The sequence below is a fragment of the Kitasatospora sp. NPDC053057 genome (assembly GCF_044546945.1).
Classification (GTDB): Bacteria; Actinomycetota; Actinomycetes; order Streptomycetales; family Streptomycetaceae; genus Kitasatospora.
The window spans coordinates 378,001-391,877 of sequence record NZ_JBITZP010000003.1 but is presented as its reverse complement, the minus strand read 5'-3'; the positions used below and the strand labels follow the sequence as shown (position 1 = coordinate 391,877).

The following is a 13,877-nucleotide window of genomic DNA, read 5'->3' as shown; positions in this document are numbered from 1 at the left end:
GGGATGATCTGCCCGGCCTCGACCACCACGTGGTCCCCGAGGCGCAGGGCCGTCCCCGGCACCTCCTCCTCGTCCTGGGTGGCCGGCCAGTCGGTGAGCCGACGGGCGACGCTCTCGGTCTTGGTCCTGCGCAGCGTGTCGGCCTGCGCCTTGCCGCGGCCCTCGGCGACGGCCTCCGCCAGGTTGGCGAAGACCGTGGTGAGCCAGAGCCAGACGGTGATCGACCACGCGAACACCGACGGGTTCGCAATCGCGGAGACGGTGGTGACCACCGAGCCCACCTCGACCACGAACATCACCGGGTTCTTGACCATCACCCGGGGGTCGAGCTTCTTCACCGCGTCCGGCAGGGACGCGACGATCAGCTTCGGGTCGAGGAGGCCGCCCGACACTCTGTGCGGCGCGGCGGGCTCGGCCTCGGTGTCGGCCGGTGCGGGGTTGAGCGTAGGGGTGGACATCAGGAGAGACCTTCCGCGATCGGCCCGAGAGCCAGGGCCGGGAAGTAGGTGAGGCCGACGACGATCAGGATCACGCCCGACAACAGGCCCACGAACAGCGGCTTGTGGGTGGGCAGAGTGCCCGGCGTGGCCGGAACCGGCTGCTGCCGGGCGAGCGAACCCGCCAGCGCCAGGACGAAGACCATCGGCAGGAAGCGGCCGAGGACCATCGCCAGGCCGAGCGCGGTGTCGTACCAGTCGGTGTTGACGGTGATGCCGCCGAAGGCCGAGCCGTTGTTGTTGGCGGCCGAGGTGAAGGCGTACAGCACCTCGGAGAAGCCGTGGGCACCGAAGTTGAGCATCTCGGCCCGCTCGCCCGGCAGCGCCATCGCCACACCGGTGCCGATCAGCACGATGGTCGGGGTGGTGAGGATGTACAGCGAGGCGAACTTCATCTCCCGGCCGCCGAGCTTCTTGCCCAGGTACTCGGGGGTGCGCCCGACCATCAGGCCGGCCACGAACACCGCCACGATCGCGAGGATCAGCATGCCGTAGAGGCCGGAGCCGGTGCCGCCGGGCGCGATCTCGCCCAGCATCATGTTGAAGACGGTCAGCCCGCCGCCGAACGGCGTGAACGAGTCGTGGAAGGCGTCCACCGCGCCGGTCGAGGTCAGCGTGGTCGAGGCGGCGAACAGCGAGCTGGCGGCGACGCCGAAGCGCTGCTCCTTGCCCTCCATCGCGGCGCCCGCGGCCTGCAGGGCGGTGCCGCCGTGCTGCGATTCGGCGAAGGTCAGCAAGGCCACCGAGGCGACCCAGAACAGGCCCATCACGGCGACGATCGCGTAGCCCTGGCGGTTGTCGCCGACCATCCGGCCGAAGGTGCGCGGCAGGGCGAACGGGATCAGCAGGATCAGGAAGACCTGCAGCCAGTTCGTGAACCCGGTCGGATTCTCGAACGGGTGCGCCGAGTTGGCGTTGAAGAAGCCGCCGCCGTTGGTGCCGAGCAGCTTGATGACCTCCTGGGAGGCCACCGGGCCGCCCGGTATCTTCTGCACCTCGCCGCTGAGGGTGGTCACGTCGGTGAAGCCGTGGAAGTTCTGGATCACGCCGTTGGCGGCCAGGACCAGCGCGAAGACGATCGAGATCGGCAGCAGCAGCCGCAGGTTGATCCGGATGAGGTCGACCCAGAAGTTGCCGACCCGGTCCGTCCGGTTCCGGGTGAAGCCCCGGATCAGCGCGGCCACGATGGCGATGCCGACGGCCGCGGAGACGAAGTTCTGCACCGCCAGGCCCGCCATCTGCACCAGGTGTCCCATCGCGGACTCGCCGCTGTAGGACTGCCAGTTGGTGTTGGCGACGAACGAGATCGCGGTGTTCCAGGCCTGGTGGCCCTCCATCTGCGAAACGCCCAGGTTCAGCAGCAGGTGGCCCTGGAGGCGGATCAGGCCGTAGAGGAAGAGCACCGAGACGGCCGAGAAGGCCAGCACCGAGCGCAGGTACACCGGCCAGCGCTGATCGGCGTCACCGTCGACACCGATCAGCTTGTAGATGCCGCGCTCGACCCTGAGGTGCTTGGAGGTGGTCAGGATGCGGGCGATGTAGTCGCCCAGGGGCCGGTAGCACAGGGCCAGCGCGCCGACCAGGGCGATGGCCTGCAGCCAGCCCGCGAGAGTGGATCCCATGTCAGAACTTCTCCGGGAAGATCAGCGCCACGACGAGGTAGCCGACGAGAGCGACGGCCACGATGAGGCCGGTGATGTTCTCCACGCTCATGCGCCCACCTCGCTGCGCTCGGCAGGCGCTTCGCGCAACCCGCACCTCTCGATGGTTCGCTCGCTGCGCTCACTCACAGCTTCTCCACCCCCCGCGCGATCAGGGCGATGACGGCGAACACGGCGACCGTGACACCGACGTAGATGAGATCGGACATGGGCTCCACCAGCGTGGTTCGGGAGATGCCGCGGACGGGCCGAAGGACTTCCGTGCGGCGCCGGCGGACGACCGGCAGATGCAGCAAACCAGCCGTCAAGGGCGCGTTCAGGGGGCCCTGACGCCCTCCATACGGGTGCGGGCACCGCGTTGACGGGACCTTGACGCGCACGGGTGGTGGGACGACGAACGGCCCCGCACGGCAGCTCGCCGTCCGGGGCCGTGCGCGTTCCCGGCGCCGCTGGTCACATCCGCATCCGCAGCCGGCAGACCACCGCGTCGGTGTGCCGGCGCAGGGCGCGGTCGATCACGGCGCCGCGCCGGTTCTGCAGCGCGCGCTGCCACCAGTGGGCCGGCTCGACCTCGGGGATCAGCACGGTGAGCCGGTCGTGGGCGCGCTCCTCGCCGAGCCGGTTGACGAACGCGGCGATCGGCGGGCCGAGCCGCCGGTGGTCCTCCGAGATCTCCAGCAGCGGCACCCCGGGCTGCCACAGCTCCCAGTCCCGGCGCAGCGTCTCGGCGTCGGCCGGGTCGTGCACCACGGTCACCGCGAACACCTCGTCGCCCAGCGACAGCGCCGCCGACAGGCCGTCCCGGGTGAGCCGGGTGATCGCCGTCACCGGGACCACCACCAGGCTGCGCTGCCGGGTCACCGCACCCGGCACCCGGCCCAGCTCCAGCCACTCGCCGATCCGCGCGTAGCTGCGGTGGATCGCCTCGAACAGCACCACCAGCAACGGCAGGGCCACCACGATGCCCCAGGCGCCCTCGGTGAACTTGGTGCCGGTCACCACGATCGCCGCGACGCCGGTCAGCAGCGCCCCGAAGCCGTTCAGCGCGGCCTTCCGCCGCCAGCCGGCCGGGCGGTGCAGGTACCAGTGCCGGACCATGCCGACCTGGCAGACGGTGAAGCCGACGAACACGCCGATCGAGGACAGCGGCACCAGGCTGTTGACGTCGCCACCGGAGCCGACCAGCAGCGCGGCCGAGACCACGGTCAGGAACAGCACGCCGTACCGGTACACCTGGCGGTCGGCGCGCAGCGCGAAGACGTGCGGCAGGTGGTTGTCCCGGGCGAGCAGGTCCATCAGCACGGGCAGGCCGCCGAAGGAGGTGTTGGCTGCCAGGCCGAGCAGGACCACAGTGAACTGGACGACGTAGAAGCAGATCCCGTGGCCGAGCGAGGCGTCGGCGAGCTGGGCGAGCACGGTGACGCCGTCGACCGGCCGGAGGTGGAAGCGGCCGATCAGGACGGCCAGGCCGATCAGCATCACGCCGAGCAGGGCGCCGAGCGCGACCTCGGTGTGCTGGGCCCGCTTCACCCGCAGGGTGCGGAAGGAGGGGACGGCGTTGGCCACCGCCTCGACGCCGGTCAGCGCCGAGCAGCCGGCCGCGAAGGCCTTGAGCAACAGCAGCGCACCGACCGCGGTGGCGTTCTCAGCGAGCACCGAGGCGTGGCCGGCGGCGGCCTCGGTGCTCGCCGGGGCGTCGCGGAACAGGCCGACCACGATGATCGCCAGGATGGCGAGGACGAGGCTGTTGGCGGGGGTGGGTGAGCCGTTGTCCCGGCGGGCGCCGGTTGGGAAGACGATCAGCTCGAAGGACTCCCACCCCCGGCCTCCCACTCTGCTGCCTGCAGGACGTAATTGCAAGCAATGCGCAATAACGGCCCCCGGTGGCGTCCGGGCGCACGAAAAGACCCCCGATCCGCGTTTCCGCAGATCGGGGGCCGTTTCTCTATCCTGTGGCTGGTGCAGGGTTCGAACCTGCGTAGCTTGCGCGACAGATTTACAGTCTGCTCCCTTTGGCCGCTCGGGCAACCAGCCAGGATTTTCGTTTCCCGAGGCTCGCGCCCCGTTCGACTTGGTAAACCATACCTGATCCCCGGGGGTGTTCCGCCACTCGATAGATCACGCGACGATCAAGGACCGCGGCGCGGCTGTCACGGGCGGGGCCGGGGTGGCGCTGGATAGGCTTGGGCCGCGGGCGTCCCGGTGGGGCGGGCCGTGTCAGTGAAGCCAGAGCATCAAGGAGACCAACACCCATGGCCGACTCCAGTTTCGACATCGTCTCGAAGGTCGAGTGGCAGGAGGTCGACAACGCGATCAACCAGACCTCCCGTGAGATCGCCACCCGCTTCGACTTCAAGGGCGTGGGCGGCGAGATCAGCCGCTCGGGCGAGAAGATCGAGATGAAGGCCAACGGCGAGGAGCGCGTGCGGGCCATCCTGGACGTGTTGCAGACGAAGTTCGTCAAGCGCGGCCTCTCGCTGAAGGCTCTGGACGCCGCCGAGCCGCAGCTCTCCGGCAAGGAGTACAAGATCTTCGCGAACATCAAGGAGGGCATCACCACGGAGGATGCCAAGAAGGTCGCGAAGATCATCCGGGACGAGGGCCCGAAGGGCGTCAAGGCCCAGGTCCAGGGCGACGAGCTGCGCGTCAGCTCCAAGAGCCGCGACGACCTCCAGACCGTCCAGGCCCTGCTCAAGGGCAAGGACCTGGACTTCGCGATCCAGTTCGTGAACTACCGCTAGTCGACCCGTCGCTCCCCGTCCGCGGGGCACGACGGCACGGCCCCGCTCCCGGGATCCTTGAGTTCCAAGGATCCGGGGGCGGGGCCGTTCGCGTCGGCGGGGTGGGTCCGCGGCTCCATGGCCGGCGGCAGCGGCGGACGCCGTGGCGACCATGGTCAGCGCGAGGGCTGCGGTCAGCACGGCGGCCATCCGGGTGGCAGGCATGGGTACTGCGGCGCGTCGTGTTGACGCGCCGCCGGCTCCCGCGGCCTCAGCCCGCCGCCCAGCCCGCGGTGCTGCGGTGCGCGCCCAGCCCGACCGAGTCGAACTCGTCCACCCGCCCCGGCTCGACGTACCCGCCGAGCCGCCGCAGGGCCCGGGAGATCGGGGTGCCCTCGGCCGGCGCCGGCTCGAACTCGCCACTGCTGAGCGGGCCCAGGACGACCCGGCCGTCCGACCAGACGGCGGCGCGCTGGGTGCCGCTGCCGCCGAAGTACTCGGCCTCGACGCAGGCGATCGGACCGGCCTTGGACCAGGCGGCGAGCCGGAGTTCGAAACCGTCCGGGTGCCAGCCGAATCCCGCCCCGCCGCCGGGCTTCGGCACGGCGGCGTCGCCCTGGAGCGCGGACAGCACGGCGGAGGTGACCGGGATCAGCGCCAGCCCCTGTGCCAGCGGCACCACCCGGGCCGCCGGCACCTCCGCGGCCGCCACCGTCAGCAGCTCCAACATGCCTATCAGCGCTTGGAGTTCATACGACATGCCGGACATGCTGTCCCACCGCACCGACAGTCGGCCCGGAATTTATGATTCCGTGCCCGGCCGGAGACCGTAGAGCAGGGTGAAGAAGGTCACGTCCACGGCGTCATCGGCCGTACTCGGACCTTCCGCGGTCAGCTCGTCGAGGAGCTCCTTGAGCCGGGCCTGCAGCCGGGCCAGCCGCTCCGGTTCGAGCCGCAGCGCGAAGTCCGCGAACAGGCCGGACGGCGCGCCCGAACCACCCTGCGGGCGGCCGAAGTCCAGCCGCCCGTCGGCGACGTGGGCCCGGAACTCGCCGCGGACCCGGTCGAGCGCGGCCTGCATGGCGTCGTACGCCTCGAAGCGGGCCGGGGAGTCGGCGGTGAACATCTCCGGGGCGAGCCGGATGGAGTCCTGGGCGACCTGGTAGCGGCTCTCCACGATGCCCGACACCAGCCGGGTGCCCGCCACCAGGATCAGCCCGGCCTTCTCCAGTTGCTTGATGTGCCGGTAGAGCTTGGTCTGCGGTTCGCGGAGCTCGGCGGCGAGCTCCTTGGCGGTCAGCGGCCGGTCGTCGGCGGCCTTCAGTGCGCCGAGGATGGCGAGGCGCAGCGGGTCGGCCAGTGCCTTGAGCACCGCGACATCGCCCACCTGGCGCTCCTTGACCCAGGTGGTGGGCTGCTGCTGCTCGTCCCCGTCGGTAGGTTCCCGTTCGTGCTCGGCCACGGGCCCACCCTCGCAGATCGGCCGCTCCGCACGCAATCACGCCTCGATGAGCGCTCACTCTTGCGCAATCACTCACGCAGGCGCAATCATTCACGTAGATGTGAACGATTACGGTTAACGCGAACGGTTAACGATGGGGGTCGGGGCATGACGGAGCACACCACAGCGACGGTCGAGCGGGCGACGGAGCCCGCACCGGCGGACCCGCCACCGCCCGTGCCGCTGCGGCGCAACCTGCGGTTCCAGGCCCTGTGGATCGGCCAGTCCTGCGCGACCCTCGGCATGCGGATCGGTGAGACCGCCTTCCCCCTGCTGGTGCTCGCACTCACCGGCTCCTCCACCGCTGCCGGGGCCTTCGGCGCGGTGGAGATGGCCACCACCCTGCTGCTCGGCGTCCACGGCGGCTCGATCGCCGACCGGCGGGACCGCCGCCGGGTGCTGCTCGTCGCCGACACCACCCGACTGCTGGCCCTCGCCAGCATCCCCGCCGCGCTGGCCCTCGGCCGGCCGTCCCTGGTCCACCTGCTGGTGGTCGCCGCCGTGATCGGCGCGACCGTCGCCTACACCGGCCCGATCCGGCTGCTGGCGCTGCGTTCGGTGGTCGCGCCGGAGCAACTGCCGCAGGCGCTCGCCCAGGACGAGGCCCGGATGAGCGGCGCCGCGCTGGCCGGCCCGCCGCTGGCCGGGTTCCTGTTCGGGCTCGGCCGCTCGGTGCCCTTCCTCGGCGCCGCGTTCGCCTCGCTGGTCTCGCTGGTGTCCGCCCTGGTGGTGCGCTTCCCCAGTCCGGCCACGCCGCAGCAGCGGGAGAAGGGCGGCGCGCTGGCCGGCTTCCGCGTCCTCGCCGCCTCCCCGCTGCTGCGCCCCGCCCTGGCCGTGCTGCTGGTGATCAACCTGACCGGGGCCGCGCTGCTGCTGCCCGTCATGGTGCTGCTGCGCGAGCACGGCACCGGCAGCGGCGGGATCGGCCTGGCGCTGGCCGGCGAGGCGGTCGGGGCGCTGGCCGGGACGCTGCTGGTCTCCCGGCTGCACCGGCTGGCCGGCCCCGGCGTGCTGCTGCTGGCCGTGGCCTGGACCGCCGTGCCGGTGCCGCTGGCGCCGCTGCTGCCCGGCGGGGCGGTCACCGTCTTCGCCGCCCTGTTCGTGGTCGGCGCCGGCGTCCCGGCCCTGCGGGTGATGCTCGACCTGCTGGTCTTCCGGCAGGTGCCGGACGAGCTGCGCGGCCGGGTGATCGCCGCGACCGTGACGCTGCTGACCGCCGGGATGCCCGCCGGGGCCTTCGCCGCCGGCCTGCTGCTGGACCACCTCTCCCCCGCCGTCGCACTGGCCTCGATCGCCGGGGTGCTCGCCGCCGCCCTGCTGCCCGCCACCGCGAGCCGCACCCTGCGCCGCGCCGTCTGGCCCGCCGCCACGCCGGCGTCCGCGCAGGGCTGACCGTCGATCACCCGCACGGCCGCACGCCGCATGCGGGGGACGCGGCAACCGGGTGAACTGGCCGGGTACGGCCCGCCCTCACCCGCACCCTGGGTGAGGACGGCGGCGCGGTCTGCGCCGACCCGGCGGACGCGCTCAACCAGGCGCGGTGGAAGTACGGGAGGTCCAACGGCGCCGACGGGCCCGGCCAGCGCCCGGTGCTGTCCGACCGCGAGGTGGCCGAGGCCGAGGCGATCGTGCTCTCGGTGTACTGCCCGGACCGGCTCCCCGCCGTCCAGGACCGGATCGACGACCTCGACCCGCGCACCACCGTCCGCCAGTAGGAGCTTCAGATGACCGACGAACTCGCCCGCCGGATCGCCGAGTTGATGCCCCGAGCGAAGGCCGACCTGGCCGAGCTGGTGGCCATCCCGTCCGTCGCCGACCCCCGGCAGTACCCGCCGGAGAAGTGCCGGGAGGCCGCCGAGTGGGTCGCCGTCGCCTTCGCCGAGGTCGGCCTGCGCGACGTCCACCTGGAGGAGACCCCGGACGGCAGCCACGCCGTGATCGGCCACCGCCCGCCCCCGCCCGGCGCCCCGACCGTGCTGCTCTACAGCCACTACGACGTCCAGCCCCCGCTCGACGACGCCGCCTGGAGCTCCCCGCCGTTCCGGCTCACCGAACGCGACGGCCGCTGGTACGGGCGTGGCGCCGCGGACTGCAAGGGCAACATCGTCATGCACCTCACCGCGCTGCGGGCGCTCGGCGAGGACGTCCCGGTCGGCCTCAAGCTGGTGGTCGAGGGCTCCGAGGAGCAGGGCACCGGCGGTCTGGAGCAGTACGTGCCCCCGCACGCCGGGGAGTTGCACGCGGACGCCCTGCTGATCTGCGACACCGGCAACGCCGCCGTCGGCGTCCCCACCGCCACCACCTCGCTGCGCGGGGTCACCAAGGTGGTGGTCACCGTCCGGGCCCTGCGCGGCGACCTGCACTCCGGTATGTTCGGCGGCCCCGCCCCGGACGCCCTCGCCGCGCTGATCCGGATGCTCGACTCACTGCGCGACGCCGACGGCGGCACCCGGATCGACGGCCTGGACTGCGCCGGGACGTGGAGCGGCGTCGGGTACGACGAGGGGCGGTTCCGCGCCGACGCCGGAGTGCTGGACGGCGTCCGGCTGACCGGCTCCGGCACCGTCGCCGACCGGCTCTGGGCCCGCCCCGCCGTCACCGTCCTCGGCATCGACTGCCCGCCCGTGGTCGGCTCCGCCGCCGCCGTCCCGGGCACCGCCCGGGCCCGGGTGAGCCTGCGGGTGCCGCCCGGCGCCGATGCCCGCGCCGCCCAGGACGCCCTGGTCGCGCACCTGGAGGCCGCCGCGCCCTGGGGCGTGCGGGTGGACGTGGAGCGGGAGGGAGCCGGCGCGCCGTTCCGGGCGGGCACCGGCGGGCCCGCGTACACCGCCCTCGACAAGGCGATGCAGGAGGTCTACGGCAAGCCGATGTCCTTCCTCGGCCAGGGCGGCTCGATCCCGCTCTGCAACGTCCTCGCCGCCACCTTCCCCGAGGCGGAGATCGTGCTGATGGGCGTCGAGGAGCCGCGCTGCCTGATCCACGCGCCGAACGAGAGCGTCGACCCGGAGGAGATCCGGAAGATGGCCCACGTCGAGGCGCTGTTCCTCCGGCACTTCGCCAACAGCCGCTGGCCGTAGTGCGGTTGCGGGATTCCGGAGAACATGGGGGGACGTCGAAGGAAGCAGTCCGCCCGGCCCCGAGGAGGAAGAACCGTGCCCAGTCCGTTCACCACCGAGGACCACACCGCCCGGATGACCCGGGCCACCGCCGAGGCCACCGCCGCCGGGCTGGCCGGCCTGGTGATCGCCCCCGGCCCCGACCTGACCTACCTGTGCGGCTACCAGCCCACCGCGATCACCGAGCGGCTCACCGCCCTCGTCCTCACCGCCGGGCGCCGGCCCGCTCTGGTCGTCCCCAAGCTGGAGCGCCCGGACGCCGAGAAGGCGGTCGGCGCCCCGGCCGTCGACCTGCTCGACTGGTCCGACGGCGAGGACCCGTACGCCACCGTCGGCCCGCTGTTCGACCCGGCCGGGCGGTACGGCATCTCCGACAACGCCTGGGCCATGCACCTGCTCGGCCTCCAGTCCGCGCTGCCCGGCACCGCCTTCACCTCGCTCTCCGAGACCCTGCCGATGCTGCGCGCGGTCAAGGACGCCGAGGAACTGGAACGCCTGGCCGCGGCCGGCGGCGCCGCGGACGCCGCCTACCGGGGCATCCTGGAGGTCGCCTTCGCCGGCCGCCGGGAGACCGACGTGGCCGCCGACCTCGGCGCGCTGCTCATCCAGTACGGGCACAGCCAGGTCGACTTCACCGTGGTCGGCTCCGGCCCCAACGGCGCCAACCCGCACCACGAGGCCGGGGAGCGGATCATCCGCCCAGGCGACACCGTGGTGCTGGACTTCGGCGGCCTCAAGGACGGCTACGGCTCCGACACCACCCGCACCGTGCACGTCGGTCCGGACGCCCCGGCCGAGGTGCGGAAGGTGCACGACCTGGTCCGGCTCGCCCAGCAGAGCGCCTTCGAGGCGGTCCGGCCCGGGGTGAGCTGCCAGGAGATCGACCGGATCGCCCGCCGGGTGATCACCGAGGGCGGCTACGGCGAGTACTTCATCCACCGCACCGGCCACGGCATCGGCATCACCACCCACGAGCCGCCGTACCTGGTCGAGGGCGAGGAGCGGCCGCTGGTGCCCGGCATGTGCTTCTCGATCGAGCCGGGCGTCTACCTGCCGGGCCGGTTCGGGGTGCGGATCGAGGACATCGTGACCGTCACCGCGAACGGCGGGCGGCGCCTCAACAACACTCCGCACGAACTCCGCACCGTGGCCTGATCCGACCGACCTGACTGACCCGAACCCGCCTGCCCGGTTTCGGGACCTTTGCCCGGCGAGATTTGACCCAACCGTGCGACTTTCTTACGGGCTGGTCATAGTTCACCCAGAGTCCTTCAAGCTTCCGTTGCTAGTTTCGGTGAGCATGACGAAGCTGCTCAGCCCGGCCCCACCGTCCCCGGTGCGGGCCGGACGACTGCGCCCCGTGACCGCCCGCGACCGCCGAGCCGGCCTGTCGAGACTGCGGCTGCTGGCCTGGCCGGCCTACCTGACCGCCTTCGTCTGGTTCCTGGCCACCCAGGGCATGGCCTTCGCCAACGACGTGGTGTTCCTCTGGCTGATCGGCGCCCTGCTGACCGCCGCCGTCCACAGCGGCCACGGCCGGCGCGGCTTCCTGCTGGTGCTGCGCGACTGGATCCCGGTGATGGCCGTGGTCTGGGTCTACTCCCTGCTGCGCGGCTACGGCGCCCACACCCCCTGGGCCCCGCACTGGCAGCCCCAGCTGCGCGCCGACGAGGTGCTCGGCTTCGGCGAGACCTGGACCGTACGGATCCAGCACGCGCTCTACACCCCGGGCTCACCGCACTGGTACGACTACGCGGCGACGGCCGTCTACCTCTCGCACTTCCTCGTCGTCTTCGTCCTGCTCGCCGTGCTCTGGCGGCGCGCCCACCAGCGCTTCCGGGAACTGCTCGCCTGCTACTTCACGCTGACCTTCGCCGGCTTCGCCACCTACCTGCTCTACCCGGCCGACCCGCCGTGGCTGGTCGGCCAGCAGGGCGACATGCCACCGCTGCACCGGGTGGTCTGGGAGACCATCTCCACCATGGGCCTGCCGCAGGCCGACTCACTGCTGGAGAACGGCAGCCAGTTCGCCAACGACGTCGCCGCGATGCCCTCGCTGCACTCCGCCTACCCGGCGATGCTGCTGTTCCTGTTCTGGCCGACCGCCGGGCGCAAGCTGCGGGCCCTGCTGGTCGCCTATCCGCTCGCGATGGCGTTCACCCTGGTCTACGGCGCCGAGCACTTCATCGTCGACGTCCTCATCGGCTGGACGTACGCGGCCGTGGTGGTCTTCGGCCTGCGCCTGCTGCGCAACCGCCGTACGGCGCCGGTGGCGGCCGGGGCAGACTTGGCCGGGTGAAGCCGACTCCGCCACCGATGAAGCCGTCCCCCGAACAGCTGCGGGCCGCCCAGGACACCACCATCCCGGACGTCACCGGGCCCGGGCTGCGGGTGCTGTTCTGCGGCATCAACCCGGGCCTGTGGTCCGGGGCCACCGGGCACCACTTCGCCCGCCCCGGCAACCGCTTCTGGCCCGCCCTGCACCGCTCCGGCTTCACCGGGCGCCAGTACCGCCCGGACGAGCAGGGCGAGCTGCCCGCCCTCGGCCTCGGCATCACCAACGTCGCCCCGCGCACCACCGCCAAGGCGGACGAACTCACCCCCGAGGAACTGCGCGCGGGCGGCGCGGCGCTGCGCGACCGCGTCCTGCGGCTGCGGCCCCGCGTCCTGGCGGTGCTCGGCATCGGCGCCTACCGGACGGCCTTCGGCAAGCGACAGGCCGCGATCGGCCACCAGCCGGAGGGCATCGGCGACACCGAGGTGTGGGTCCTGCCCAACCCGAGCGGCCTCAACGCCCACTACACCCTGGACGCGCTGGCCGCCGAGTTCCGCAAGCTCCGGGAAAGCGTCGAGGGCTAGGTGTACTGACCCGTGAGGTCGGGGACGCGGCCGGCGGGCGGCTTGCCCGCGAGTGCGGGGCGCCCGCTCAGAGCGGGGTGACGGCCTTCAGCACCACCAGCAGGGCCACCGCCGCGTTGAGCGCGCACAGCGCCGAGGCGGCCGTGCCGGCCGCGGCGACCATCGCCGCCAGGCCCGCCGGAGTCTTGGCCGGCGGCCAGTTGCGGGCCGTCGGCACCGGGCCGAGCAGCGCCGCCACCCGGCGCGGCACCGGGCCGGGCTGGGCGGCGGCCGGTGCGGCGAAGGCCGCGAAGCCCGGCGCCGGGGCGGCGTGCGAGACCAGGGCCGCCCGGGCCACCGCCCGGGCGGTGATCCGCCGGTCCCCGACCACCTGGGCCGACTCCTCGTCCGCCCACCGCTCCGCGCTGAACGCCACCGCCTCCTGCAGCGGTCGCAGAAAGGGGTTGACGCAGGCGGCGAGCTGGGTGGTCAGCAGGTAGCGGTGGTGGCGGTGGCGCAGGTGCGCCCGCTCGTGCGCGAGCAGCGCCTCGCGCTCGTCCTCGGCCAGCCCGTCCAGCATCCCGGTGGAGACCACTACCCGCCCCGGCGAGCCGGGCAGCGCGTAGGCGTACGGACTGCGGTCCGGCAGCACCGCGAGGCCCTCCTCCCCGGCCGGCTCCTCGGGCAGCCCGACCAGCGCCCGCCGGGCCCGGGAGCGGACCCGCAGGTGCCGCACCACCGTCCGGCAGCAGGTGAAGCCGACCAGCACCAGCAGCCACATCGCGGCCGTGCCGACCGTCTCGTGGTACGGCAGCGCGTGCCGCACCACCGGGTCGGACCAGCTGTCCGGCAGCGGGTTGCCCGGGATCTGCGCGGTGCCCACCACGCCGATCAGCCCCAGGCAGAGCACGCTGCACACCGCCATCACGGCGCTGATCACCGTCATCAGCCGGGCCGCACCGCGCGGGTGCAGGTGCTGCTCGGTCAGGCGGGCGATCGGCACCGCGGTCAGCGGCAGGATGAGCGGGAGGAAGACGAAGAAGCCCACGGATCAGCTCTCACGGTCGGCCGCTGCCGGATCCGCGGACACGGCGTCCAACAGCGCCCGCAGCAGTTCCTCGTCGTGCGGCAGCAGCGCACTGACGAAACTGGCGAGGACGGCGTCCCGGTCCGCCTCGCCGTCGAGCATCCGGCGCATCCGCAGCGCGGCCAGCCCGGCGGCGTCGGAGGAGGCCTGCCACAGGTACGAGCGGCCGGAGCGGCTCCGGGACACGGCGTTCTTGGCGTGCAGGCGGGACAGGATGGTCATCACCGTGGTGTACGCGAGACCGCCCTCCAGGCGTTCCTGGACCCACCCCGCGCTGGCCGGGCCGGGCGCCTGCTGGAGCACCGCCAGCACCTGCGCCTCCAGCTCGCCCTGGCCGCGCCTTCGGGCCGGCGCGTCCCCGGACGCCGGGCCGTGCCTCTCGTCTGCCATGACGGCCCACTCCCTCCGGATGCCGCACCCCGGACCGACGCGGGGCGCGGGGTCATCCTAACGAGCG

The 13,877-nt window shown here is 72.7% G+C and carries 14 protein-coding genes, 1 tRNA gene and 2 pseudogenes; 7 read left to right on the top strand and 10 right to left on the bottom strand.

Translation table 11 applies throughout. The features are described 5' to 3' along the window. The 6 genes and pseudogenes from ACIG5E_RS06425 to ACIG5E_RS06400 all read right to left on the bottom strand — a co-directional run. Positions 1-458 (bottom strand): annotated as a pseudogene (locus tag ACIG5E_RS06425) (potassium-transporting ATPase subunit B); the annotation flags it as partial. Then, positions 458-2,119: a potassium-transporting ATPase subunit KdpA gene (gene kdpA, locus ACIG5E_RS06420; protein ID WP_396531892.1), complete on the bottom strand. Its 1,662-nt coding sequence runs from the start codon at positions 2,117-2,119 to the stop codon at positions 458-460. The pseudogene ACIG5E_RS06425 and the gene kdpA, both read right to left, overlap by 1 nt. Before the next feature lies 1 nt (position 2,120). Then, complete coding sequence (gene kdpF / locus ACIG5E_RS06415; protein WP_396531890.1) at positions 2,121-2,210, bottom strand: K(+)-transporting ATPase subunit F; 90 nt, start codon at positions 2,208-2,210, stop codon at positions 2,121-2,123. Between the two features lie 73 nt (positions 2,211-2,283). Continuing rightward, on the bottom strand, positions 2,284-2,454 hold the full coding sequence (locus ACIG5E_RS06410) for a hypothetical protein (RefSeq protein ID WP_396531888.1): 171 nt from the start codon (positions 2,452-2,454) through the stop codon (positions 2,284-2,286). A 160-nt stretch (positions 2,455-2,614) separates the two neighbouring features. Next, positions 2,615-3,898, bottom strand: a pseudogene (locus tag ACIG5E_RS06405) (amino acid permease); the annotation flags it as partial. Positions 3,899-4,111: 213 nt separating this feature from the next. Continuing rightward, positions 4,112-4,192, bottom strand: a tRNA-Tyr gene (locus ACIG5E_RS06400). 218 nt (positions 4,193-4,410) lie between these two features. Here ACIG5E_RS06400 and ACIG5E_RS06395 point away from each other — a divergent pair. After that, on the top strand, positions 4,411-4,899 hold the full coding sequence (locus ACIG5E_RS06395) for a YajQ family cyclic di-GMP-binding protein (RefSeq protein ID WP_030284153.1): 489 nt from the start codon (positions 4,411-4,413) through the stop codon (positions 4,897-4,899). 250 nt (positions 4,900-5,149) lie between these two features. On the opposite strand, the gene ACIG5E_RS06390 is transcribed toward ACIG5E_RS06395, so the two are convergent. Both ACIG5E_RS06390 and ACIG5E_RS06385 read right to left on the bottom strand, forming a co-directional pair. After that, the gene (locus ACIG5E_RS06390) at positions 5,150-5,638 is read right to left on the bottom strand and encodes a hypothetical protein (protein WP_396531886.1); all 489 of its coding nucleotides are present in this window, start codon (positions 5,636-5,638) and stop codon (positions 5,150-5,152) included. A 42-nt stretch (positions 5,639-5,680) separates the two neighbouring features. Then, positions 5,681-6,340, bottom strand: coding sequence for an ArsR/SmtB family transcription factor (locus tag ACIG5E_RS06385; RefSeq protein WP_396531885.1), 660 nt, complete (start codon positions 6,338-6,340; stop codon positions 5,681-5,683). 147 nt (positions 6,341-6,487) lie between these two features. Between ACIG5E_RS06385 and ACIG5E_RS06380 the strand changes: the two genes are divergently transcribed. From ACIG5E_RS06380 to mug, 6 genes are all read left to right on the top strand, one after another. Continuing rightward, positions 6,488-7,771, top strand: coding sequence for an MFS transporter (locus tag ACIG5E_RS06380; protein ID WP_396531883.1), 1,284 nt, complete (start codon positions 6,488-6,490; stop codon positions 7,769-7,771). 197 nt (positions 7,772-7,968) lie between these two features. Beyond that, positions 7,969-8,094 (top strand): hypothetical protein, encoded by a 126-nt coding sequence (locus ACIG5E_RS06375; protein ID WP_396531881.1) that lies wholly within the window; start codon positions 7,969-7,971, stop codon positions 8,092-8,094. Positions 8,095-8,103: 9 nt separating this feature from the next. Next, positions 8,104-9,456: a dipeptidase gene (locus ACIG5E_RS06370; RefSeq protein WP_396531879.1), complete on the top strand. Its 1,353-nt coding sequence runs from the start codon at positions 8,104-8,106 to the stop codon at positions 9,454-9,456. 24 nt (positions 9,457-9,480) lie between these two features. Continuing rightward, a complete protein-coding gene (locus ACIG5E_RS06365; protein WP_396531877.1) occupies positions 9,481-10,650 on the top strand; it encodes an aminopeptidase P family protein in 1,170 nt (389 codons plus the stop codon). Positions 10,651-10,795: 145 nt separating this feature from the next. Further along, positions 10,796-11,794 (top strand): phosphatase PAP2 family protein, encoded by a 999-nt coding sequence (locus tag ACIG5E_RS06360; RefSeq protein WP_396531875.1) that lies wholly within the window; start codon positions 10,796-10,798, stop codon positions 11,792-11,794. A 17-nt stretch (positions 11,795-11,811) separates the two neighbouring features. Next, entirely contained in the window at positions 11,812-12,354 is a 543-nt protein-coding gene (gene mug, locus ACIG5E_RS06355) for a G/U mismatch-specific DNA glycosylase (RefSeq protein WP_396531924.1), read from the top strand. Between the two features lie 67 nt (positions 12,355-12,421). Here the strand turns inward: mug and ACIG5E_RS06350 are convergent, their stop codons facing one another. Then, entirely contained in the window at positions 12,422-13,381 is a 960-nt protein-coding gene (locus ACIG5E_RS06350; RefSeq protein WP_396531873.1) for a M48 family metalloprotease, read from the bottom strand. 3 nt (positions 13,382-13,384) lie between these two features. Further along, the gene (locus ACIG5E_RS06345; RefSeq protein ID WP_396531872.1) at positions 13,385-13,810 is read right to left on the bottom strand and encodes a BlaI/MecI/CopY family transcriptional regulator; all 426 of its coding nucleotides are present in this window, start codon (positions 13,808-13,810) and stop codon (positions 13,385-13,387) included. Between the last annotated feature and the right edge of the window lie 67 nt (positions 13,811-13,877).

Coding starts and splice junctions, on each gene's coding strand:
- ACIG5E_RS06395 (WP_030284153.1), top strand. CDS start 4,411: ATGGCCGACTCCAGTTTCGACATCGTCTCGAAGGTCGAGTGGCAGGAG.
- ACIG5E_RS06370 (WP_396531879.1), top strand. CDS start 8,104: ATGACCGACGAACTCGCCCGCCGGATCGCCGAGTTGATGCCCCGAGCG.
- ACIG5E_RS06365 (WP_396531877.1), top strand. CDS start 9,481: ATGGGGGGACGTCGAAGGAAGCAGTCCGCCCGGCCCCGAGGAGGAAGA.
- kdpF (WP_396531890.1), bottom strand. CDS start 2,210: ATGAGCGTGGAGAACATCACCGGCCTCATCGTGGCCGTCGCTCTCGTC.
- ACIG5E_RS06360 (WP_396531875.1), top strand. CDS start 10,796: ATGACGAAGCTGCTCAGCCCGGCCCCACCGTCCCCGGTGCGGGCCGGA.
- ACIG5E_RS06390 (WP_396531886.1), bottom strand. CDS start 5,638: ATGTCGTATGAACTCCAAGCGCTGATAGGCATGTTGGAGCTGCTGACG.
- kdpA (WP_396531892.1), bottom strand. CDS start 2,119: ATGGGATCCACTCTCGCGGGCTGGCTGCAGGCCATCGCCCTGGTCGGC.
- mug (WP_396531924.1), top strand. CDS start 11,812: ATGAAGCCGTCCCCCGAACAGCTGCGGGCCGCCCAGGACACCACCATC.
- ACIG5E_RS06380 (WP_396531883.1), top strand. CDS start 6,488: ATGACGGAGCACACCACAGCGACGGTCGAGCGGGCGACGGAGCCCGCA.
- ACIG5E_RS06345 (WP_396531872.1), bottom strand. CDS start 13,810: ATGGCAGACGAGAGGCACGGCCCGGCGTCCGGGGACGCGCCGGCCCGA.